Source organism: Flavobacterium sp. J27 (assembly GCF_004303025.1).
GTDB lineage: Bacteria > Bacteroidota > Bacteroidia > Flavobacteriales > Flavobacteriaceae > Flavobacterium.
In genome coordinates, this window is the sequence record NZ_PJQW01000001.1 from 184,170 (window position 1) to 201,895 (window position 17,726).

18 protein-coding genes are annotated in these 17,726 nt (G+C 31.6%); 11 read left to right on the plus strand and 7 right to left on the minus strand.

The genetic code is table 11. The annotated features are described in order from the left end of the window. Window position 1: 1 nt before the first annotated feature. From glmS to CX675_RS00745, 9 genes are all read left to right on the plus strand, one after another. A complete protein-coding gene (glmS, locus tag CX675_RS00705; protein WP_130733293.1) occupies window positions 2-1,849 on the plus strand; it encodes a glutamine--fructose-6-phosphate transaminase (isomerizing) in 1,848 nt (615 codons plus the stop codon). A gap of 152 nt (window positions 1,850-2,001) precedes the next feature. Beyond that, complete coding sequence (gene atpD / locus CX675_RS00710; protein WP_130733294.1) at window positions 2,002-3,513, plus strand: F0F1 ATP synthase subunit beta; 1,512 nt, start codon at window positions 2,002-2,004, stop codon at window positions 3,511-3,513. Between the two features lie 79 nt (window positions 3,514-3,592). Next, window positions 3,593-3,874, plus strand: coding sequence for a F0F1 ATP synthase subunit epsilon (locus CX675_RS00715; RefSeq protein ID WP_130733295.1), 282 nt, complete (start codon window positions 3,593-3,595; stop codon window positions 3,872-3,874). 64 nt (window positions 3,875-3,938) lie between these two features. Beyond that, on the plus strand, window positions 3,939-4,463 hold the full coding sequence (locus tag CX675_RS00720; protein ID WP_130733296.1) for a hypothetical protein: 525 nt from the start codon (window positions 3,939-3,941) through the stop codon (window positions 4,461-4,463). Continuing rightward, window positions 4,460-5,602 carry an aminotransferase class I/II-fold pyridoxal phosphate-dependent enzyme gene (locus CX675_RS00725; RefSeq protein WP_130733297.1) on the plus strand — a complete coding sequence of 381 codons (1,143 nt, stop codon included), beginning with the start codon at window positions 4,460-4,462 and terminating at the stop codon, window positions 5,600-5,602. Before CX675_RS00720 ends, CX675_RS00725 begins: the two co-directional genes overlap by 4 nt. Before the next feature lie 75 nt (window positions 5,603-5,677). After that, a complete protein-coding gene (gene bioD, locus CX675_RS00730) occupies window positions 5,678-6,298 on the plus strand; it encodes a dethiobiotin synthase (protein WP_130733298.1) in 621 nt (206 codons plus the stop codon). 84 nt (window positions 6,299-6,382) lie between these two features. Next, the gene (gene bioA, locus CX675_RS00735) at window positions 6,383-7,654 is read left to right on the plus strand and encodes an adenosylmethionine--8-amino-7-oxononanoate transaminase (RefSeq protein WP_130733299.1); all 1,272 of its coding nucleotides are present in this window, start codon (window positions 6,383-6,385) and stop codon (window positions 7,652-7,654) included. Window positions 7,655-7,785: 131 nt separating this feature from the next. Next, the gene (locus tag CX675_RS00740) at window positions 7,786-8,937 is read left to right on the plus strand and encodes a beta-ketoacyl synthase N-terminal-like domain-containing protein (RefSeq protein ID WP_130733300.1); all 1,152 of its coding nucleotides are present in this window, start codon (window positions 7,786-7,788) and stop codon (window positions 8,935-8,937) included. A gap of 42 nt (window positions 8,938-8,979) precedes the next feature. After that, the gene (locus CX675_RS00745) at window positions 8,980-9,423 is read left to right on the plus strand and encodes a hypothetical protein (RefSeq protein ID WP_130733301.1); all 444 of its coding nucleotides are present in this window, start codon (window positions 8,980-8,982) and stop codon (window positions 9,421-9,423) included. A gap of 57 nt (window positions 9,424-9,480) precedes the next feature. On the opposite strand, the gene CX675_RS00750 is transcribed toward CX675_RS00745, so the two are convergent. The 3 genes from CX675_RS00750 to aspS all read right to left on the minus strand — a co-directional run bounded on the left by CX675_RS00750 (window position 9,481) and on the right by aspS (window position 11,778). Next, a complete protein-coding gene (locus CX675_RS00750; RefSeq protein WP_130733302.1) occupies window positions 9,481-9,681 on the minus strand; it encodes a cold-shock protein in 201 nt (66 codons plus the stop codon). A 73-nt stretch (window positions 9,682-9,754) separates the two neighbouring features. Beyond that, window positions 9,755-9,988, minus strand: coding sequence for a hypothetical protein (locus tag CX675_RS00755; protein ID WP_130733303.1), 234 nt, complete (start codon window positions 9,986-9,988; stop codon window positions 9,755-9,757). Between the two features lie 44 nt (window positions 9,989-10,032). Beyond that, the gene (gene aspS / locus CX675_RS00760) at window positions 10,033-11,778 is read right to left on the minus strand and encodes an aspartate--tRNA ligase (RefSeq protein ID WP_130733304.1); all 1,746 of its coding nucleotides are present in this window, start codon (window positions 11,776-11,778) and stop codon (window positions 10,033-10,035) included. A gap of 94 nt (window positions 11,779-11,872) precedes the next feature. On the opposite strand from aspS, the gene CX675_RS00765 reads away from it, so the two are divergent. Beyond that, window positions 11,873-12,880 (plus strand): TlpA disulfide reductase family protein, encoded by a 1,008-nt coding sequence (locus tag CX675_RS00765; RefSeq protein ID WP_130733305.1) that lies wholly within the window; start codon window positions 11,873-11,875, stop codon window positions 12,878-12,880. 153 nt (window positions 12,881-13,033) lie between these two features. Continuing rightward, window positions 13,034-13,378: a toxin-antitoxin system YwqK family antitoxin gene (locus tag CX675_RS00770; RefSeq protein WP_130733306.1), complete on the plus strand. Its 345-nt coding sequence runs from the start codon at window positions 13,034-13,036 to the stop codon at window positions 13,376-13,378. Window positions 13,379-13,500: 122 nt separating this feature from the next. Here CX675_RS00770 and CX675_RS00775 read toward each other — a convergent pair whose 3' ends face one another. The 4 genes from CX675_RS00775 to recA all read right to left on the minus strand — a co-directional run bounded on the left by CX675_RS00775 (window position 13,501) and on the right by recA (window position 17,422). Beyond that, on the minus strand, window positions 13,501-15,306 hold the full coding sequence (locus tag CX675_RS00775; protein WP_130733307.1) for a hypothetical protein: 1,806 nt from the start codon (window positions 15,304-15,306) through the stop codon (window positions 13,501-13,503). Continuing rightward, complete coding sequence (locus CX675_RS00780) at window positions 15,303-15,845, minus strand: RNA polymerase sigma factor (protein ID WP_130733308.1); 543 nt, start codon at window positions 15,843-15,845, stop codon at window positions 15,303-15,305. Before CX675_RS00780 ends, CX675_RS00775 begins: the two co-directional genes overlap by 4 nt. Window positions 15,846-15,861: 16 nt before the next feature. Continuing rightward, window positions 15,862-16,269, minus strand: coding sequence for a hypothetical protein (locus CX675_RS00785; protein WP_130733309.1), 408 nt, complete (start codon window positions 16,267-16,269; stop codon window positions 15,862-15,864). Window positions 16,270-16,417: 148 nt separating this feature from the next. After that, window positions 16,418-17,422, minus strand: coding sequence for a recombinase RecA (gene recA / locus CX675_RS00790; protein WP_130733310.1), 1,005 nt, complete (start codon window positions 17,420-17,422; stop codon window positions 16,418-16,420). Between the last annotated feature and the right edge of the window lie 304 nt (window positions 17,423-17,726).

The following is a 17,726-nucleotide window of genomic DNA, read 5'->3' on the forward strand; positions in this document are numbered from 1 at the left end:
TATGTGTGGAATTGTAGGTTATATTGGGCACAGAGATGCTTATCCTGTTCTTATTAAAGGATTAAAAAGGTTAGAATATAGAGGGTATGATAGTGCAGGTATCGTTTTGTATGATGGTAACGATACTAAGTTGTCTAAGACAAAAGGAAAAGTATCCGATTTAGAAGCTAAAGCTGAAAAAGAAGATGTAAAACATGGAAATATAGGTATGGGACATACTCGTTGGGCTACACATGGTGTACCTAATGACGTTAATTCTCATCCACATTATTCAAATTCAGGAAATTTGGTGATTATTCATAATGGAATTATTGAAAATTATGAGCCTATTAAAAAAGAATTGCTAAATAGAGGGTATACTTTTCAATCTGATACAGACACAGAGGTGTTGGTAAATTTGATTGAAGATGTTAAGAAAAAAGAAAATCTTGGTTTAGGAAAAGCAGTTCAGGTAGCTTTAAACCAAGTGGTAGGAGCTTATGCGATTGCTGTTTTTGATAAAGAAAGACCAACTGAAATTGTGGTTGCCCGATTAGGTAGTCCATTGGCTATAGGTATTGGTGAAGATGAATTTTTTATCGCTTCGGATGCCACTCCTTTTATAGAATACACATCCAATGCTATTTATCTAGAAGATGAAGAAATGGCAATTGTACGATTGCATAAGCCTATGAAAGTTCGTAAAATTAAAGATGATTCTTTAGTTGATCCCTATGTTCAGGAATTACAAATGAATTTGGAACAAATAGAAAAAGGAGGGTACGAGCATTTTATGTTGAAAGAAATATACGAGCAACCAAATGTTATAAAAGACACTTACAGAGGAAGACTTTTGGCAAACAAAGGAATCATTCAAATGGCAGGTGTTGAAGATAATATTGAGAAGTTTTTAAATGCAGAACGAATTATTATTGTGGCTTGTGGAACTTCATGGCATGCTGGTTTGGTGGCTGAATATATTATAGAAGAATTTGCGAGAATACCAGTTGAAGTGGAATATGCTTCAGAATTTAGATACAGAAACCCAATTATAAACAAAGAAGATGTGGTAATTGCTATTTCACAATCAGGCGAAACTGCAGATACTTTGGCGGCTATAAAATTAGCTAAAGAAAATGGAGCTTTTGTTTTTGGAGTATGTAATGTAGTAGGTTCTTCTATTTCAAGAGAAACACATGCGGGTGCTTATACACATGCTGGTCCAGAAATCGGTGTGGCTTCAACAAAAGCATTCACAACTCAAATAACAATATTAACATTGCTTGCTTTGCGTTTAGCCAAAGCAAACGGTAAAATGGCAAATTCGGATTACCAACGTTATTTGTTAGAATTGGAATTAATACCAGAAAAAGTAGCGGAAGCATTAGCAACAAATGATGTAGCGAAAGAAATTGCGAAAATTTATAAGGACGCTCCAAATTGTTTGTATTTAGGAAGAGGATATAATTTTCCAGTGGCATTAGAAGGAGCTTTAAAATTAAAAGAAATATCTTATATACACGCTGAAGGTTATCCTGCTGCAGAAATGAAGCACGGGCCAATTGCTTTAATCGATGAATCTATGCCAGTTGTAATTATTGCGCCAAATAAAGGGCATTATGATAAAGTAGTGAGCAATATTCAAGAAATTAAATCCAGAAGCGGAAAAATAATTGCAGTTGTTACAAAAGGAGACGTACAAGTAAAAGCATTGGCAGACCATGTTATAGAAATACCTGAAACAACGGAAGCATTAACGCCTTTGTTAACTACAATACCATTACAATTATTGTCTTATCATATAGCTGTAATGCGAGGTTGTAACGTAGATCAACCTAGGAATTTGGCAAAATCAGTTACGGTAGAATAGTATTATTAAAGCGAAAATTTAAATTTTCGCTTTTTTATTGCAAAAAATTCAAAAAATAAATTGCAAAAGTGTCGACAAAAAAACTATCTTTGCACTCTGAAAAATAGAAGAGTTTTTCAATACTAAATAGCTATTTAATAAATACATAAGCAATGTCTAAAGTTACAGGAAAAGTTGCAAAAATTATCGGACCAGTTGTTGACGTGGTATTTAACACGGAAAATGCTGAGCTTCCTAAAATTTATGATTCATTAGAAATCACTAAAGCAGACGGAACAAAATTAGTATTAGAAGTACAATCTCACATTGGTGAAGATACTGTTCGTACTATCTCTATGGATTCTACTGACGGTTTGTCTAGAGGGCAAGAAGTTGTTTCTTTAGGAACACCAATTCAGATGCCTATTGGTTCTGAAGTGTTTGGTCGTTTATTTAATGTAATTGGTGATGCAATTGATGGTTTAGGTGATTTACCTAAAGAAGGATCAAATGGTTTACCAATTCACAGACCTGCACCAAAATTTGAAGATTTATCAACTTCTACAGAAGTTTTATTTACAGGTATTAAAGTAATCGACTTAATTGAGCCTTATGCAAAAGGAGGTAAAATTGGTTTATTTGGTGGTGCTGGAGTAGGTAAAACAGTATTAATTCAGGAGTTGATTAATAATATCGCTAAAGGTCACGGAGGACTTTCTGTATTTGCAGGAGTTGGTGAAAGAACACGTGAAGGAAATGACCTTTTAAGAGAAATGTTAGAGTCTGGAATTATCAAATATGGTGATGATTTCATGCATTCTATGGAAGATGGAGGATGGGACTTAACAAAAGTAGACAAGAATATCATGAAAGATTCTAAAGCTACTTTCGTATTTGGTCAGATGAATGAGCCACCTGGAGCACGTGCACGTGTTGCTTTGTCAGGTTTAACAATTGCTGAGTATTTTCGTGATGGAGCAGGAGATGGACAAGGGAAAGATGTACTTTTCTTCGTTGATAATATCTTCCGTTTTACACAAGCTGGATCTGAGGTGTCTGCATTATTAGGACGTATGCCATCAGCAGTAGGTTATCAACCTACATTAGCAACTGAGATGGGTGCTATGCAAGAGCGTATTACTTCAACAAAAACAGGATCTATTACATCTGTTCAAGCGGTTTATGTACCTGCGGATGACTTAACTGACCCTGCACCAGCAACTACGTTTGCTCACTTAGATGCAACAACAGTATTGTCTCGTAAAATTGCTGAGTTAGGGATTTATCCAGCGGTAGATCCATTAGATTCTACTTCTCGTATCTTAACTCCGGAAATTTTAGGTAAAGATCATTACGCTTGTGCTCAAAGAGTAAAAGAGATTTTACAACGTTATAAAGAATTACAAGATATTATCGCTATCCTTGGTATGGAGGAATTATCAGAAGATGATAAATTAGTTGTATCAAGAGCGCGTCGTGTACAACGTTTCTTGTCTCAGCCTTTCCACGTAGCAGAGCAGTTTACTGGTATTCCAGGTGTATTAGTAGATATCAAAGAAACTATTAAAGGTTTCAACATGATTATGGATGGTGAATTAGATCACTTACCAGAAGCAGCATTCAACCTTAAAGGTTCTATTGAAGAAGCTATCGAAGCTGGAGAGAAAATGTTGGCAGAAGCATAATTTAGTTGTTAGTTGTTAGTTGTTAGTTGTTTGTAAAACAGCCATCAACCTTCAACCTTCAACTGTTAACAAAAAAAATATGATTTTAGAAATTGTATCACCGGAAGCAACATTATTTAAAGGAGAAGTTACATCTGTAGCTGTTCCAGGTGTAAATGGTGAATTCCAAATGCTAAATAATCACGCACCAATTGTGTCTTTATTAGTAAAAGGAAATGTGAAAATAAATGCTCAAAAAATAGCCATTGAAAAAGAATTCATTTCTAAATTCAATAAAGTTAATGAGCAAACTTTTTGGTTACCAATTAATTCTGGTACTATCGAAATGAAAGATAATAAAGTGATTGTTTTAGCTGACTAAAACAAATATGCTAAATTAACAATTAAAGTCCTTCTATAAGAAGGACTTTTTTTATTTTTGGATTATGAATGAAGGCATTGTAACAGAAAAAGTAGTTATATATGACGATACTCTAAGTGTTTTAGAGTCAATTATGGCATCTATAATGTATACTCTAGTGATTGTAGTTGTTTTATTAATGGTATTTGTTTTTTACAGTTTTGGTATTAACAAAAATACATTTGGAATGACTCCAGCTTTTGTAACAGCTTTTTTTATGTTTCTTGTGCCTGCTGTAAATATTTCAGAAGTTAATATTGTTGAAATAGATTTTAAGAAGAGTAAGATTTTTACTACTCAAAAGATTGTTTTTTATAAAAAGGTTAAAGTTGTCAATGCAATAGAATTTGAATATGTAGCATTGAATAAATCTAATTTTTCTTACGTTATTACAATTTGGTACAAAGGGAATAGGCATTTTACTATTTTAAGTTTTTATAAAAAAGAAAAAGCGTTATTGTATGCTAGATTACTTTGTAAACAAATGGAGGTCGACTTATTAGATAAAACATCAGGCTTTTCTAAATGGATAGATAATTCAGATTTATGAAATTTCCAAAACTACTACAGGATAAACTCGAAACGCGTAAATTAAGCAATGCTTTACGAAGTATTCAGCCACAAACTAAATTAATCGATTTTGCAAGTAATGATTATTTAGGCTTTTCTAAAAATGAAGCTATTTTCAAAAATGTTCATCATTATTTAATGACTAAAAGATTAACTCATAATGGCGCAACAGGTTCTAGGTTATTATCGGGAAATCATGAAGTATATTTTGAAGCAGAATCTTATATAGCAAATTTTCATCAATCGGAAGCAGCTTTAATTTATAATTCAGGTTACGACGCTAACGTAGGGTTTTTTAGTGCAGTTCCACAACGAAATGATATTATTTTGTATGATGAGTTTAGTCATGCTTCTATTCGAGATGGAATTCAAATGAGTTTATCTAAAGCGTATAAGTTTAAACACAATGATTTGGTCGATTTGGAAAAACTATTGCAACGTTTTTCTACGACTAATACTGAAATTTATATAGTTACCGAATCTGTTTTTTCAATGGATGGTGATTCTCCAGAAATGGAAAAATTAGTAGCAATATGTCAACAATATGACGCTTTGTTAGTGGTAGATGAAGCTCATGCATTGGGTGTCTTCGGTAATGAACATAAATCTAAAGGCGAAGGATTGGTACAACAATATCAATTACAAGATAAAGTTTTTGCTAGAATAATAACTTTTGGAAAAGCTTTAGGTTGTCATGGCGCAGCAATTTTAGGAAATCATTCTTTAAAAGAATATCTCATCAATTTTAGCAGAAGTTTAATTTATACTACAGCGCTTTCTCCACATGCAGTTGCTACCATCTTATTAGCCTATAAAGAGTTAGCAAAAAGCGAAAAAAGGATTCAAAAGTTAGTAGAAAATTCTATTTTTTTTAATTCAATTGTCTCGCCAAAGCATTGTATGACTCAATTCCAATCTTCCATTAAATCGATTGTAATTCCAGGAAATGAAAAGGTAAAACAAATTGCCACTTATTTGCAAGATAAAGGATTTGATGTAAAACCAATACTTTCACCAACAGTTCCTATTGGTCAGGAGAGATTGCGTTTTTGTTTGCACACCTACAACTCTAAAAAGGAAATTCAGCAAGTAGTATCTCTTCTTTTGCTTAAATTATAAAAAATACAAGGGTTTTTTAATTGTCTTTTTCTCTATTCTTCCCGACCTTTGCCTGAAATATTTATAGCTTATAAAATGAAACTATTTATAACAGGAATAGGAACCGATGTAGGAAAAACAATTGCTTCAGCTATTATAGTAGAAGCATTGCAGGCAGATTATTGGAAACCAATACAAGCTGGCGATTTAGACACTTCAGACACACATAAAATTAAACAATATGTTTCAAATGGAAAGACTGTCTTTCATTCGAATAGCTATGCTCTTAATACACCAGCAAGTCCTCATTTTGCAGCAGAAATAGATGGAGTAACAATAGATCTTGCAGAAATAAAAGTTCCAGTAACATCGAATCATTTAGTTATTGAAGGTGCAGGAGGTATTTTGGTACCGCTTAATAGTGAGATAACTATAATCGATTTAATTCAGCCAGATTATAAAGTTGTTGTTGTTTCTAGGCATTATTTAGGAAGTATTAATCATACCTTACTTACCATAGAAGCATTACAAAATAAAAGAATTGAAATTGCTGGGATAGTATTTAATGGCGATGCAAATGAAGCAACCGAATCTATTATTCTTTCAAAGACCAAGCTACCTTGCTTAGGAAGAATTGAAAACGAACCTTATTTTGATGCAGCTGTGATTCGTTATTATGCCACCAAATTCAAAGAGAATCTTTTAAAAATTAAATAATGAATTACCAAAGAGAAAAGAAAAATAGACTTTTATCTTTGTAAACTATTTTACTGTAACTTCTAAATTCTAATTTCATTCAACATGACACTTTCAGAAAAAGATACGCTATACAATTGGCATCCTTATACACAACATAAAACAGCTTTTCCACATCCAGTTATTGTAAAAGGACAAGGCGCATTACTTTGGGATGAACATGGAAAAGAATATATAGACGCAATAGCGAGTTGGTGGGTAAATCCATTTGGACATGCTAATACTTTCATCGCAAAAGCAATATATAATCAATTAACGCAATTAGAACATGTTTTATTTGGAGGGTTTACGCATGAACCAGTAATACAACTCTCAGAAAAACTCGCTACTATTTTACCATCTAATCAAAAGAAGTTTTTTTATTCTGATAATGGCTCTACTGCAGTTGAAGTTGCTTTAAAAGGTGCCCTTCAGTTTTTTTATAATAAAGGGCAAAAAAGGACTAAAATTATTGCTTTTGAAAATGCTTTCCATGGCGATACTTTTGGAGCTATGGCAGCCAGTGGTATTTCCTTTTTCACCGATGCTTTTCAAGGATCGCTATTAGAAGTGATTCGTATTCCAGTTCCAACAGAAGGAAATGAAAGTATGGCCTTAGAAAGATTAAAAGCATTACTAGAAACTAATGAATACGCGGCTTTTATATTTGAACCACTAGTACAAGGAGCTGCTGGAATGGTCATGTATTCTCCCACTGTTTTAAATCAGTTGATGGTACTTGCCAAAGAATATAATGTGTTTACTATTGCCGATGAAGTAATGACTGGTTTTGGTAAAACTGGGAAGAATTTTGCTTGTGATTATTTGGAACAACAACCCGATATGATGTGCTTGTCTAAAGCATTAACAGGAGGAACCATTCCTATGGCAATTACGAGTTTCTCTCAAGAAATTTATGATGGTTTTTATGACGATGATACGAATAAAGCCTTATTTCATGGACACACTTTTACCGCTAATCCCACCGGTTGTGCAGCAGCATTAGCGTCTATAGAATTGTTGCAAACAGAAGAAATTCAAGAAAACATTCAACAGGTATATCAACATCATTTGGCTTTTGCAGAAAGAATCAAAACTCACCCAAAAGTAAAAACAACTCGCGTTTTAGGAGTCATTTTTGCATTGGAAATAAAAGTAGAGGGAGCACATGATTATTATGGAAACTTGCGTAACACATTGTATGAATTTTTTATAAAAAAAGGCATCATTTTAAGACCAGTAGGAAATATTATTTATATTTTGCCTCCTTATATTATTAATGACATTGAATTAGAACGAGTATATACTATTATTGAAGAAGCTTTAACCTTGATTTAATTTTGTAAGGAACAAATGTCTCGGTATATTTGCAGTCTATTTTCCTGCTGTACACTATATCTTTTCTTTCGATTACATCTCAAGAAAAGGATATCGTTTCCATCAGGGTTATTCGAAAAATCATAAACCTTTTGAATCAAAAAATTGCCATAACCGCTTTAGCTTCTATTTCTGCTTTAGGAAATGATAAGTCAACCATTTGGAGTCACTATCTAAATGATAAAAGTGCTATTACAAAAGAAGCGATAGGAAACCAACAAGTTTGGGTTGCTACACTTCCAAATGAGATAAAAGATGAGATTAAAAAACTGCAAGAATCTGATGTTAAGTATCGCAATTTAGATCTCTCTGTTTTATATGCGATTTATGTTTCAAGACAAGTTGTACAGCAAACAGCTTGGGATAAAAATACTGTTTTTGGTATCAATATAGGTTCCTCAAGAGGAGCTACAGCCTTATTCGAAAAATTTCATTCCGAGTTTATTCATACTCAAAAAGTAAATACTTTAGCATCACCTACTACAACTTTGGGAAACATATCCAGTTGGGTAGCTAATGATTTACAAAGTACAGGTCCAGAAATTTCTCATTCCATTACTTGTTCCACTTCCTTGCATGCGTTATTAAATGGTGTGGCTTGGATGCAAGCTGGTTTGGTTGAAAAATTCATAATTGGTGGTTCAGAAGCACCATTAACCCCTTTTACCATAGCACAAATGAAAGCTTTGAACATCTATTCAAAAAGAGAAGGAAACTATCCTTGTAGAGCTTTTGATTTAGACAAAAAAGAAAATACGATGGTGTTAGGTGAAGGAGCAAGTGCTATTGCTTTGGAATTAGGAGAAAACAAGAAAGCTTTAGCTTATGTAGAAGGTATTGGATATGCCACAGAGATATTAAAGCATAATATTTCAATTTCAACGGAAGCTGATTGTTTTCAAAAATCGATGCAAATGGCTTTACAAAAGACAAATTTTAATGAAGTGGATGCCATTGTGATGCATGCGCCAGGAACTATAAAAGGTGATTTGTCTGAATTTAAGGCGATTCAAAAAGTATTTGGTAAAGAGGTGCCTTTTTTAACCACAAATAAATGGAAAGTGGGTCATACATTTGGTACTTCTGGAATGTTGAGCCTAGAATTAGCCATACTTATGCTACAACAACAAAAAGCAATTTCAATTCCATTTTACGAACAAGAATTACCAAAACAAATTAGAAAAGTACTTGTAAATGCCGTTGGGTTTGGAGGAAATGCAGTAAGTATTTTAATTTCAAAATAAGATATAAATTCAATAAGAAGTTATAAAAAAGAAATTCCTTTTGTGAATCGTTTTTTCGGCATAGCCCTTGTTTTTTTTGGAATTACCATGTTTTTGATTACAGGAAGTTTGATGGCGTTAATTTTTGTTGCAATTGGATTAGGTTTAAATGTAGCAGAGGGATTGGAAATTAATTTACCCGCTAAAACTTTTAGGACGTTTAATTCATTGTTTGGTTTTAAAATAGGGCGTTGGGAAACCATTCCAAACTTCGAATATGTATCTGTTTTTAAAACAAAAGAAAGTCAGACAGTAAGAGTGGTAACTGCAGAAACGACTCAGAAATATGATATTATTCTCATAAATCTATTCTACAATAGAAATAAGCATATCACGTTTTATAAAACCGATAATATTCAAAAAGCTTTTGAAGTAGCAGATCATTTTAAGCTAGCTTTAGATGTAGCTATTTTGGATGCCACTGGTAAAGAAAAGAAATGGTTATAAAAAAGTCCTGCTATTGCAGGACTTTACTTTTCTAGGTAATCAAAAAATAATTATATATTAGTCTTCGATAACTACTACGTGAGCAGCTATTTTACCTTTTCTACCTTCTTCTTCTTCGTAACTTACTCGCTCTCCTTGTGTCAATGAATCAACTTTCATTCCGCTAGCGTGTACAAAGATGTCTTTTCCAGTTTCTTCATCAGTGATGAAACCGTAACCTTTTTCTTCATTGAAGAATTTAACTGTGCCTGTTCGCATGTTGTAATAAAAATAATTAATAATACTCAAAGATATACTTATTTATGAAACAAACACCCTATTAATTGAAAAATTATTGATTTTCAGACTTTTCTCTATTTTTATCGAGCTGGGAATTTAAGAATTCTTTTAATTTACTTTTTTTATATCTATGGAAAATAAAAAGTGGCATTATTCCAAAAGCAATGATTAATACCCCAATACCAATCCATTTATCACCTGATTTGGCAACTTCAGAATTCAAATAGGAACCATAGCCTAAAAATCCAAAAAAAAGTAGAAGTAAAGTGATTAAAATATATTTCATTTTGTGTATGATAAAAAAGGACTCATTACGAGTCCTTTGCTTATTTATTTCAATTTAATGTGTAATTCTTCTAATTGTTTGTCATCAATTTTTGATGGAGCATCAATCATGACATCTCTTCCAGAATTATTTTTAGGGAAGGCAATAAAATCACGAATGGTTTCCTGTCCTCCTAAAATAGATACTAATCGATCTAGTCCAAAGGCTAGTCCACCATGAGGAGGTGCTCCAAACTCAAAAGCATTCATTAAGAAGCCAAATTGCGCTTGTGCTTCTTCTTTACTAAATCCTAATAAATCAAACATTCTAGATTGTAATGCTCTATCGTGAATACGAATAGAACCACCACCAATTTCATTTCCATTCAAAACCATATCATATGCATTTGCTCTTACTTTTCCTGGTTCTGTTTCTATTAGTTGAATATCTTCAGGTTTTGGAGAAGTAAAAGGATGATGCATCGCATGATAACGACCACTTTCTTCATCCCATTCTAAAAGAGGGAAATCGACCACCCATAAAGGCGCAAATTCATCTGATTTTCTTAATCCTAAACGTGTTGCTACTTCCATTCTAAGAGCGGAAAGTTGAGTTCTTGTTTTGTCAGCATTACCCGATAAAACTAAAATTAAATCTCCCGCTTTAGCATTAGTTACTTCAGCCCATTTTTTTAAATCGTCTTGGTCATAAAATTTATCTACAGAAGATTTGAAGGAGCCATCTTCCTCACATTTTACATATACCATTCCTGAAGCTCCTATTTGAGGTCTTTTTACCCAATCAATTAAAGCATCAATCTCTTTTCTTGTGTATGAGGCACAGCCAGGAGCAGCAATTCCCACTACTAATTCAGATGAATTGAATACACCAAAATCTTTGTGTTGAGCTACAGTATTTAATTCACCAAATTTCATTCCGAAACGAATATCTGGTTTGTCATTTCCATACGTTTTCATGGCATAATCATAGGTAATTCTAGGGAATTTGTCTACTTCAATACCTTTTATTTCTTTTAACAAATGACGTGTTAAGCCTTCAAACATGTCTAAGATGTCTTCTTGCTCAACAAAAGCCATTTCACAATCTATCTGAGTAAATTCGGGTTGACGGTCAGCTCTTAAATCTTCATCTCTAAAGCATTTTACGATTTGGAAATATTTATCCATACCACCTACCATTAATAATTGCTTAAATGTTTGTGGAGATTGAGGTAAAGCATAAAACTGCCCTTCATTCATTCTACTTGGAACGACAAAATCTCTTGCTCCTTCGGGAGTAGATTTAATCAAGTAAGGTGTTTCAATATCGCAAAAACCTTTGTCAGAAAGGTATTTACGAACTTCCATACTTACCTTATGACGGAATAATAAATTGTTCTTTACAGGATTTCTACGAATATCTAAATAACGATATTTCATTCGAATGTCTTCTCCACCATCTGTTTCATCTTCTATAGTAAAAGGAGGAAGCATGGCTTCATTTAATATGTTTAATTCAGAAACTAAAATTTCAATTTCACCAGTAGGTATATTTGGATTTTTAGACTCACGTTCAATAACGGTTCCTTTTACTTGAATTACAAACTCTCTACCTAGGGTTTTCGCTTTTTCAAAAACGCTAGTGTCTGTTCTTTTTTCATCAAATATTAATTGGGTTAAACCATAACGATCTCTTACATCAACCCAAATCATAAAACCTTTATCACGAGATTTTTGTACCCAACCTGCTAATGTTACTTCTGTATTTATATGTGAAGCATTCAATTCTCCACAAGTATGACTTCTATACATTTTATTAAAATTTATGCAAAAGTAATAACAAATATTAATTTTATCGCCTAAATTTATTAGATTTGAGGATTATTTTTAATTCAATTTAAGTCTTATGAAAAAATTGGTAATTTTATTATTGTTTGCAGTTTTATCTGTTCAAGCTCAGGATGCATCAAAGATGGTTTCTTTTGAGGGTAAAATCGCAAATCGCAATTCAGATTCTATAGTATTAGCGTCTGGTAAAAACTTTAAGAAAACAGTACGTCTTAATAAAAAAGGTCAATTTAAAGATGCTTTTGAAATTCCAGCAGCTGGTTTGTTTCAATTGTTTGATGGTTCTGAAACCACTATGTTGTTTTTAAAAAATGGATATGATTTAAAATTAACAATGGATGCAAAAAAGTTTGATGAGTCTATTAAATATGAAGGAAAAGGTGCTGTAGAAAATAATTATTTAGCTCAAAAAGCGTTAACAGACGAAGCATTTGAAAAAGATTTAGATTTTCTATTTACAGAAGATGAAGCAACATTTCAGGCTAGTTTGGAAAAAAAGAAAACGGATGACTTAGCGGTTTTAGAGAAATCTGGGGTTGATGCTTCTTTATCTCAAATGTTAACAGCAATGATTCAACAAGAAGCGATGATGTTGAATCAATTTTATTCGCAAAAGAAAATGGCTGAAAAAATGAATGGAGCGGCTAGTCCTTCGTTCAACTTTGAAAACCATAAAGGAGGCAAGACAAAATTAGAAGACTTTAAAGGTAAATATGTTTACATTGATGTTTGGGCTACTTGGTGCGCACCTTGTAGAGCTGAAATACCTTATTTGAAAAAAATTGAGGAAAAATATCATAACGATAATATTGTTTTTGTAAGTATATCTGTTGATACACAAAAGGATCATGAAAAATGGCAAAAATTTGTAACAGATAAACAATTAGGAGGTGTTCAATTATTTGCAGATAATAATTGGAATTCAGATTTTATTAAAGCGTTTGGAATTAATGCGATACCAAGATTTATTTTAATCGGGCCTAATGGGAAAGTAATTTATGCTGATGCTCCAAGACCATCATCTCAAACATTAGATTCAACGTTAGGAGAGTTTTTCAATAAATAAATTCAAAGAAATATATCAAAAGCCAATGTGTAAAGCATTGGTTTTTTTGTACTTAATTTTCCAATGTTACCAAATTGTTAAGTAAAAGTTTGTTTTGTGTAAATTTTTTTTTATATTTGTTACAGAATCGTTAACCTATTAATTTAAAAAGATATGAGAAAGACAGTTATTGCAGCAGTTTTATTGGCTTCAGGAATGATGTTTGCACAAGAAGTAGAGCCAAAATATGAAGTAGTTAATCAAATGGTTAAAGCTACTTACTTTTATGATAATGGTCAGGTTAAGCAAGAAGGCTTTTATTTAGATGGTAAACTTCATGGCAGATGGGTTTCATATAATCAAGATGGATCTAAACAAGCTATGGGTGAGTATGATAAAGGAAATAAAACAGGTAAATGGTTTTTTTGGAATGATACAGCTTTAAATGAAGTTGATTTTGCAGATAGTAGAATTGCTGAAGTAAAAAAATGGTCGAAAGAAGCATTAGTTAAAAATTAAAATCTGTCTTGTTTATAATTAATATAAATTAAAAAAGTCCCAATTTATTGGGACTTTTTCAGTTTCATGCTTTTTTAAATAAAGATGAAACACCTAACTAAAATTTAAAGCTTAACCAAAAGCTAAAACTTAAAACTGATTCCTGAATATAAACCTATAATATAAGGTTTAAAGTTTCCTGAACCCGAATTAAAAGTATTGATTTGGTATTTAAATACAGGTTGTACATTAAATTGAAAAGATTTTAAAAAGTTGTAATTAAAACCCAAACCGACATTACTACTAAAATGTATATTGTTTAAATTATTAGCCTCTCCTATTTCCATTTCAGAACCATTCGAAACTAACGAAATATTGTTTTTGTTTAAGAATAAAGTACTCATTCCTCCAATAAACTCAATACCAATCTTTTTGTCTAAAATTTTATAACTTAGCTCTAACGGGACTTCTATATATCCCATTTCCTGATTTAAACTAGCCTGATTTGATTGTGTAATGTTTTCTACATCTGCTGAAAGAGAACTTACTTCTTGAGGAGAAGGGGAACTTCTTAGAACTAAATTTTGTGCATTGCCATTTTTTGCAATATTTAAACCAGAAGAGTTTACTTGTCCTAAGGTGCTTGAATAATAAATATTGTTTGTATTGTAATTAATATTGATGGCATTAATTCCTGATCTAATACTTACCTTATTTGTTATTTCATACTGTAACCCTAAACCGTAGCTAAGGGTTTTGGCATAGCTTTTTTCATTACTTGTAAATTGCTCATCTATAGGCGATCCATTTGAAATGGAATTGAAATAAACGGGTGCTGCATTACTGCTTATCACCCATTTACTTCTTTTCTCTTTTTCTTTTTCATCAGCATTCTTTCCCTCTTCCTTTTCTTTTAGCAATTGTTCTAAGGCATTTACTTCAGCTATTACATCAGTAGCTACCATAGTACTATCTTTAATAATATTATCCTTTTTTTGAATTTGATTTTTATTTCCTAAATTGGCTTCTGCAACAGCAGTTGTTGTAGACTGAAACAAATTATCTCTCTTTACTACACTGTTTTTTTCTAATGAATTATTTTCAATACTAGTTTTGTCTTTTACAACCTGGGTGTTGTCGTTTAAGTTTTCCAATTCAGATGCAACTATAGTTTTATTTGTAAAATCGACAATATTTTTGTTAGTTATGACACTGTTTTTATTTTCTTTATTTGAAATTTTATCAAAAACATTTAAGGAACTATTTTCTGAAGAATTAGTTTTTGAATTATTTTGTGTAACTTGATTTGGATTATAATTGATACTATTTTCTTTATTATTATCTAAAGAAAGATTAGTTTCCTCCACTTTCGATAAAACAACTGTTTCTTTTGAATTTAAAAAAGGAGTATCTTTTTTAGTTTTTTGAATTAATGTATTTTCTTCTTCGTTATTTTTTGTATCGAAACGTTTTGCTTTTGAATTCTTTTCATGAGAAACATAATTTTTATCAGATGAAACAATAGTCTTATTTGTTTTGTTTTTTACACTTTTTCCTTGAAAATCAACTTCTTTATATGCTTCAGTGCTTTCTTCTACCGTGTTGTTGTCTTTAGAAACTATAGTTTCAGATTTTTGATAAATATTCTCGTTTTTATTTTCAATTGTTGTTTTATTGTTTTTTTCTTTCGTTTTATCAAAAACTACTTTCTCATTGTCTTGTAATAAAATATTGTTTTTTGAACTATTGTAATTTATAACTAAAAATAAAATTAAAAAAAACGATGCGGCAATTCCCGAAGCTTTAAGCCAAATAGGGAAAACTCTTCTTTTTTTCTTTTTTTCTTGTATTTTAGAAGCAATTATACTCCAAGAATCTTCTGGAGGAGAAACTTCAAAATCCTTGAATTTCTCTTGAAATAAGCGTTCTATATTTTTATGTTCTTTCATTTCGTATTTGGAATTGAAATCGTAGTATTGGCTTCAATTTTGTCTTTTAAAATGGCTTTAGCTCTGGCTAAATTTGATTTTGAAGTACCAATATTAATTGTTAACATTTCGGCTATTTCTTTGTGAGAAAAGCCATCCATTACATAAAGATTAAATACTAATCGATATCTATCAGGTAACTCTTGAATTATTTTTGTTAAAAAATCAAGAGAGACTGATTCTTCATCCACTTCAACTTCGGAATTATCTGGGATGTTTTCGGAAATAATTTCAAACACACCTTGATTTCTATATTGTTGAAGAATGTAGTTTATAACAACTCTTTTTGCCCAACCCTCAAAAGATCCTTTAAACTGAAATTGATTTATTTTCTCATATATGAGTAGAAATCCTTCTTGTAAATTGTCTTGCGCCTCTTCATAATTCCTCGAATACTTAAGACTAACTGCAAATATCTTAGGACTTAATAGTCTGTATATTTGCTCAAAAGCCTTAGTATTTCCCTTTTTGCAATCATTTATGAGTTGGTCAATAATCAAAATTTAAATCCTTTTATCAAATAACTGGGACTTCTACCTCGTAAAAAATATCTTCTCCATTTTCATCTGTTCCTTGCCAGAATTTAAAGATGTAAGAACCGTTATTGGTTACATGAAAATTAAATGTGGCTTCTACAAGTTCTGAATCAGCTGGTACACAATTGTCTCTTTCAAATACCACTGTTCTTATAGCTATAATTCTAGTATTTAAATCTTTGTCATAATAGAGACCATCATAAATATGACAGGTTGTTGGGCGATAATATCTCAATTTAATTTCATAGGTGTTGCCAAGTTCAAAACTGTCTGGAACTATAGCTTCTTCTACTCCTAAAATTTGAAAGTGATATCTTTCTCCGTCGTCAACATTACAAGAATTTAATACTAAAAAAATACTTAGTAAAAAAAATATTCTCTTCATCATATAGTATATTGTTAAATTTATTTTATTAATCATAAAATTATCCTTTTAAAAGGAATTAGAGCACTGTAATTTAAATTAGGATGGAAGTTTTTTAAAAGGGTTGCGTACAAAATAAAAAAATCACGAAATATTTCGTGATTTTTTTATTTTAAGCATTATTTTCTTTTATGGTTTCCTTTATCTTTATTTCTAATTCATCCATCAATTCTGGATTATCTTTAATTAACGATTTAACCGAATCTCTACCTTGTCCTAATTTAGTATCTCCATAACTAAACCATGAACCACTTTTCTTAACAATTTCAAATTCTACTGCTAAATCGAGTACTTCTCCTACTTTAGATACTCCTTCACCATACATAATGTCGAATTCTGCAGTTTTAAATGGTGGTGCCACTTTGTTTTTAACTATTTTAACTTTAGTTCTATTACCAATTACATTTTCACCATCTTTAATTTGGGAAGATCTTCTAATATCAACACGTACGGAAGCATAAAATTTTAAAGCATTACCTCCAGTTGTTGTTTCTGGACTTCCAAACATTACTCCAATTTTATCACGCAATTGGTTAATGAAAAACACAGTACAGTTGGTTTTGTGAATTGTTGCTGTTAATTTTCGTAAGGCTTGAGACATTAAACGCGCATGTAATCCCATTTTGGAATCTCCCATATCGCCTTCAATTTCACTTTTTGGAGTTAATGCAGCAACGGAGTCAATAACAACTATGTCAACTGCTCCAGAGCGAATTAAACTTTCAGCAATTTCAAGAGCTTGTTCTCCATTGTCTGGTTGGGAAATGATTAAATTATCAATATCGATTCCTAGCTTTTGAGCATAAAAGCGATCAAAAGCGTGTTCTGCATCAATAAATGCAGCTATTCCACCCGCTTTTTGTGTTTCAGCAATAGCGTGTAGTGTTAACGTTGTTTTACCCGAAGATTCTGGTCCGTATATTTCAATTATTCTTCCTTTTGGATATCCATTTACACCAAGAGCTAAATCCAATCCTAAAGAACCAGATGAAATGACTTCTACTTCTTCTACAGCAGCATCTCCCATCTTCATTACAGTTCCTTTTCCGTAGGTTTTATCTAATTTGTCTAATGTTAATTGTAAGGCTTTTAATTTTGCGTCTTTATCTGTGCTCATAATTATGTATATTTTGCGTAAAAATACCTAATTTTTATCTTTTTGCAATGAAATTTTATTAACAAGTTATTTTTCTTATTCTAAAGAGATTAAAAACAAACTAAAAGTGTTTTTTTGGAGTTAATAAGCCCTTTTATTTTATAATTTGTTGATGAAAGATTTATTATTAACTGGACCTAATCAACTAAATTAATATTTGATTTTCTGAATAAGGTAATTTCTGTCTTTAAAATAAAAGTTTATCTTTGCAATCAAAATCCTTCCATTTAGGGTTTATAAAATAATTTCTCACTTAAACGTTTAT

Excerpts from the sequence above, each read along its gene's own strand:
- glmS (WP_130733293.1), top strand. The coding sequence starts at position 2 with ATGTGTGGAATTGTAGGTTATATTGGGCACAGAGATGCTTATCCTGTT.
- atpD (WP_130733294.1), top strand. The coding sequence starts at position 2,002 with ATGTCTAAAGTTACAGGAAAAGTTGCAAAAATTATCGGACCAGTTGTT.
- CX675_RS00715 (WP_130733295.1), top strand. The coding sequence starts at position 3,593 with ATGATTTTAGAAATTGTATCACCGGAAGCAACATTATTTAAAGGAGAA.
- CX675_RS00720 (WP_130733296.1), top strand. The coding sequence starts at position 3,939 with ATGAATGAAGGCATTGTAACAGAAAAAGTAGTTATATATGACGATACT.
- CX675_RS00725 (WP_130733297.1), top strand. The coding sequence starts at position 4,460 with ATGAAATTTCCAAAACTACTACAGGATAAACTCGAAACGCGTAAATTA.
- bioD (WP_130733298.1), top strand. The coding sequence starts at position 5,678 with ATGAAACTATTTATAACAGGAATAGGAACCGATGTAGGAAAAACAATT.
- bioA (WP_130733299.1), top strand. The coding sequence starts at position 6,383 with ATGACACTTTCAGAAAAAGATACGCTATACAATTGGCATCCTTATACA.
- CX675_RS00750 (WP_130733302.1), bottom strand. The coding sequence starts at position 9,681 with ATGCGAACAGGCACAGTTAAATTCTTCAATGAAGAAAAAGGTTACGGT.
- CX675_RS00755 (WP_130733303.1), bottom strand. The coding sequence starts at position 9,988 with ATGAAATATATTTTAATCACTTTACTTCTACTTTTTTTTGGATTTTTA.
- aspS (WP_130733304.1), bottom strand. The coding sequence starts at position 11,778 with ATGTATAGAAGTCATACTTGTGGAGAATTGAATGCTTCACATATAAAT.
- CX675_RS00765 (WP_130733305.1), top strand. The coding sequence starts at position 11,873 with ATGAAAAAATTGGTAATTTTATTATTGTTTGCAGTTTTATCTGTTCAA.
- CX675_RS00770 (WP_130733306.1), top strand. The coding sequence starts at position 13,034 with ATGAGAAAGACAGTTATTGCAGCAGTTTTATTGGCTTCAGGAATGATG.
- CX675_RS00775 (WP_130733307.1), bottom strand. The coding sequence starts at position 15,306 with ATGAAAGAACATAAAAATATAGAACGCTTATTTCAAGAGAAATTCAAG.
- CX675_RS00785 (WP_130733309.1), bottom strand. The coding sequence starts at position 16,269 with ATGATGAAGAGAATATTTTTTTTACTAAGTATTTTTTTAGTATTAAAT.
- recA (WP_130733310.1), bottom strand. The coding sequence starts at position 17,422 with ATGAGCACAGATAAAGACGCAAAATTAAAAGCCTTACAATTAACATTA.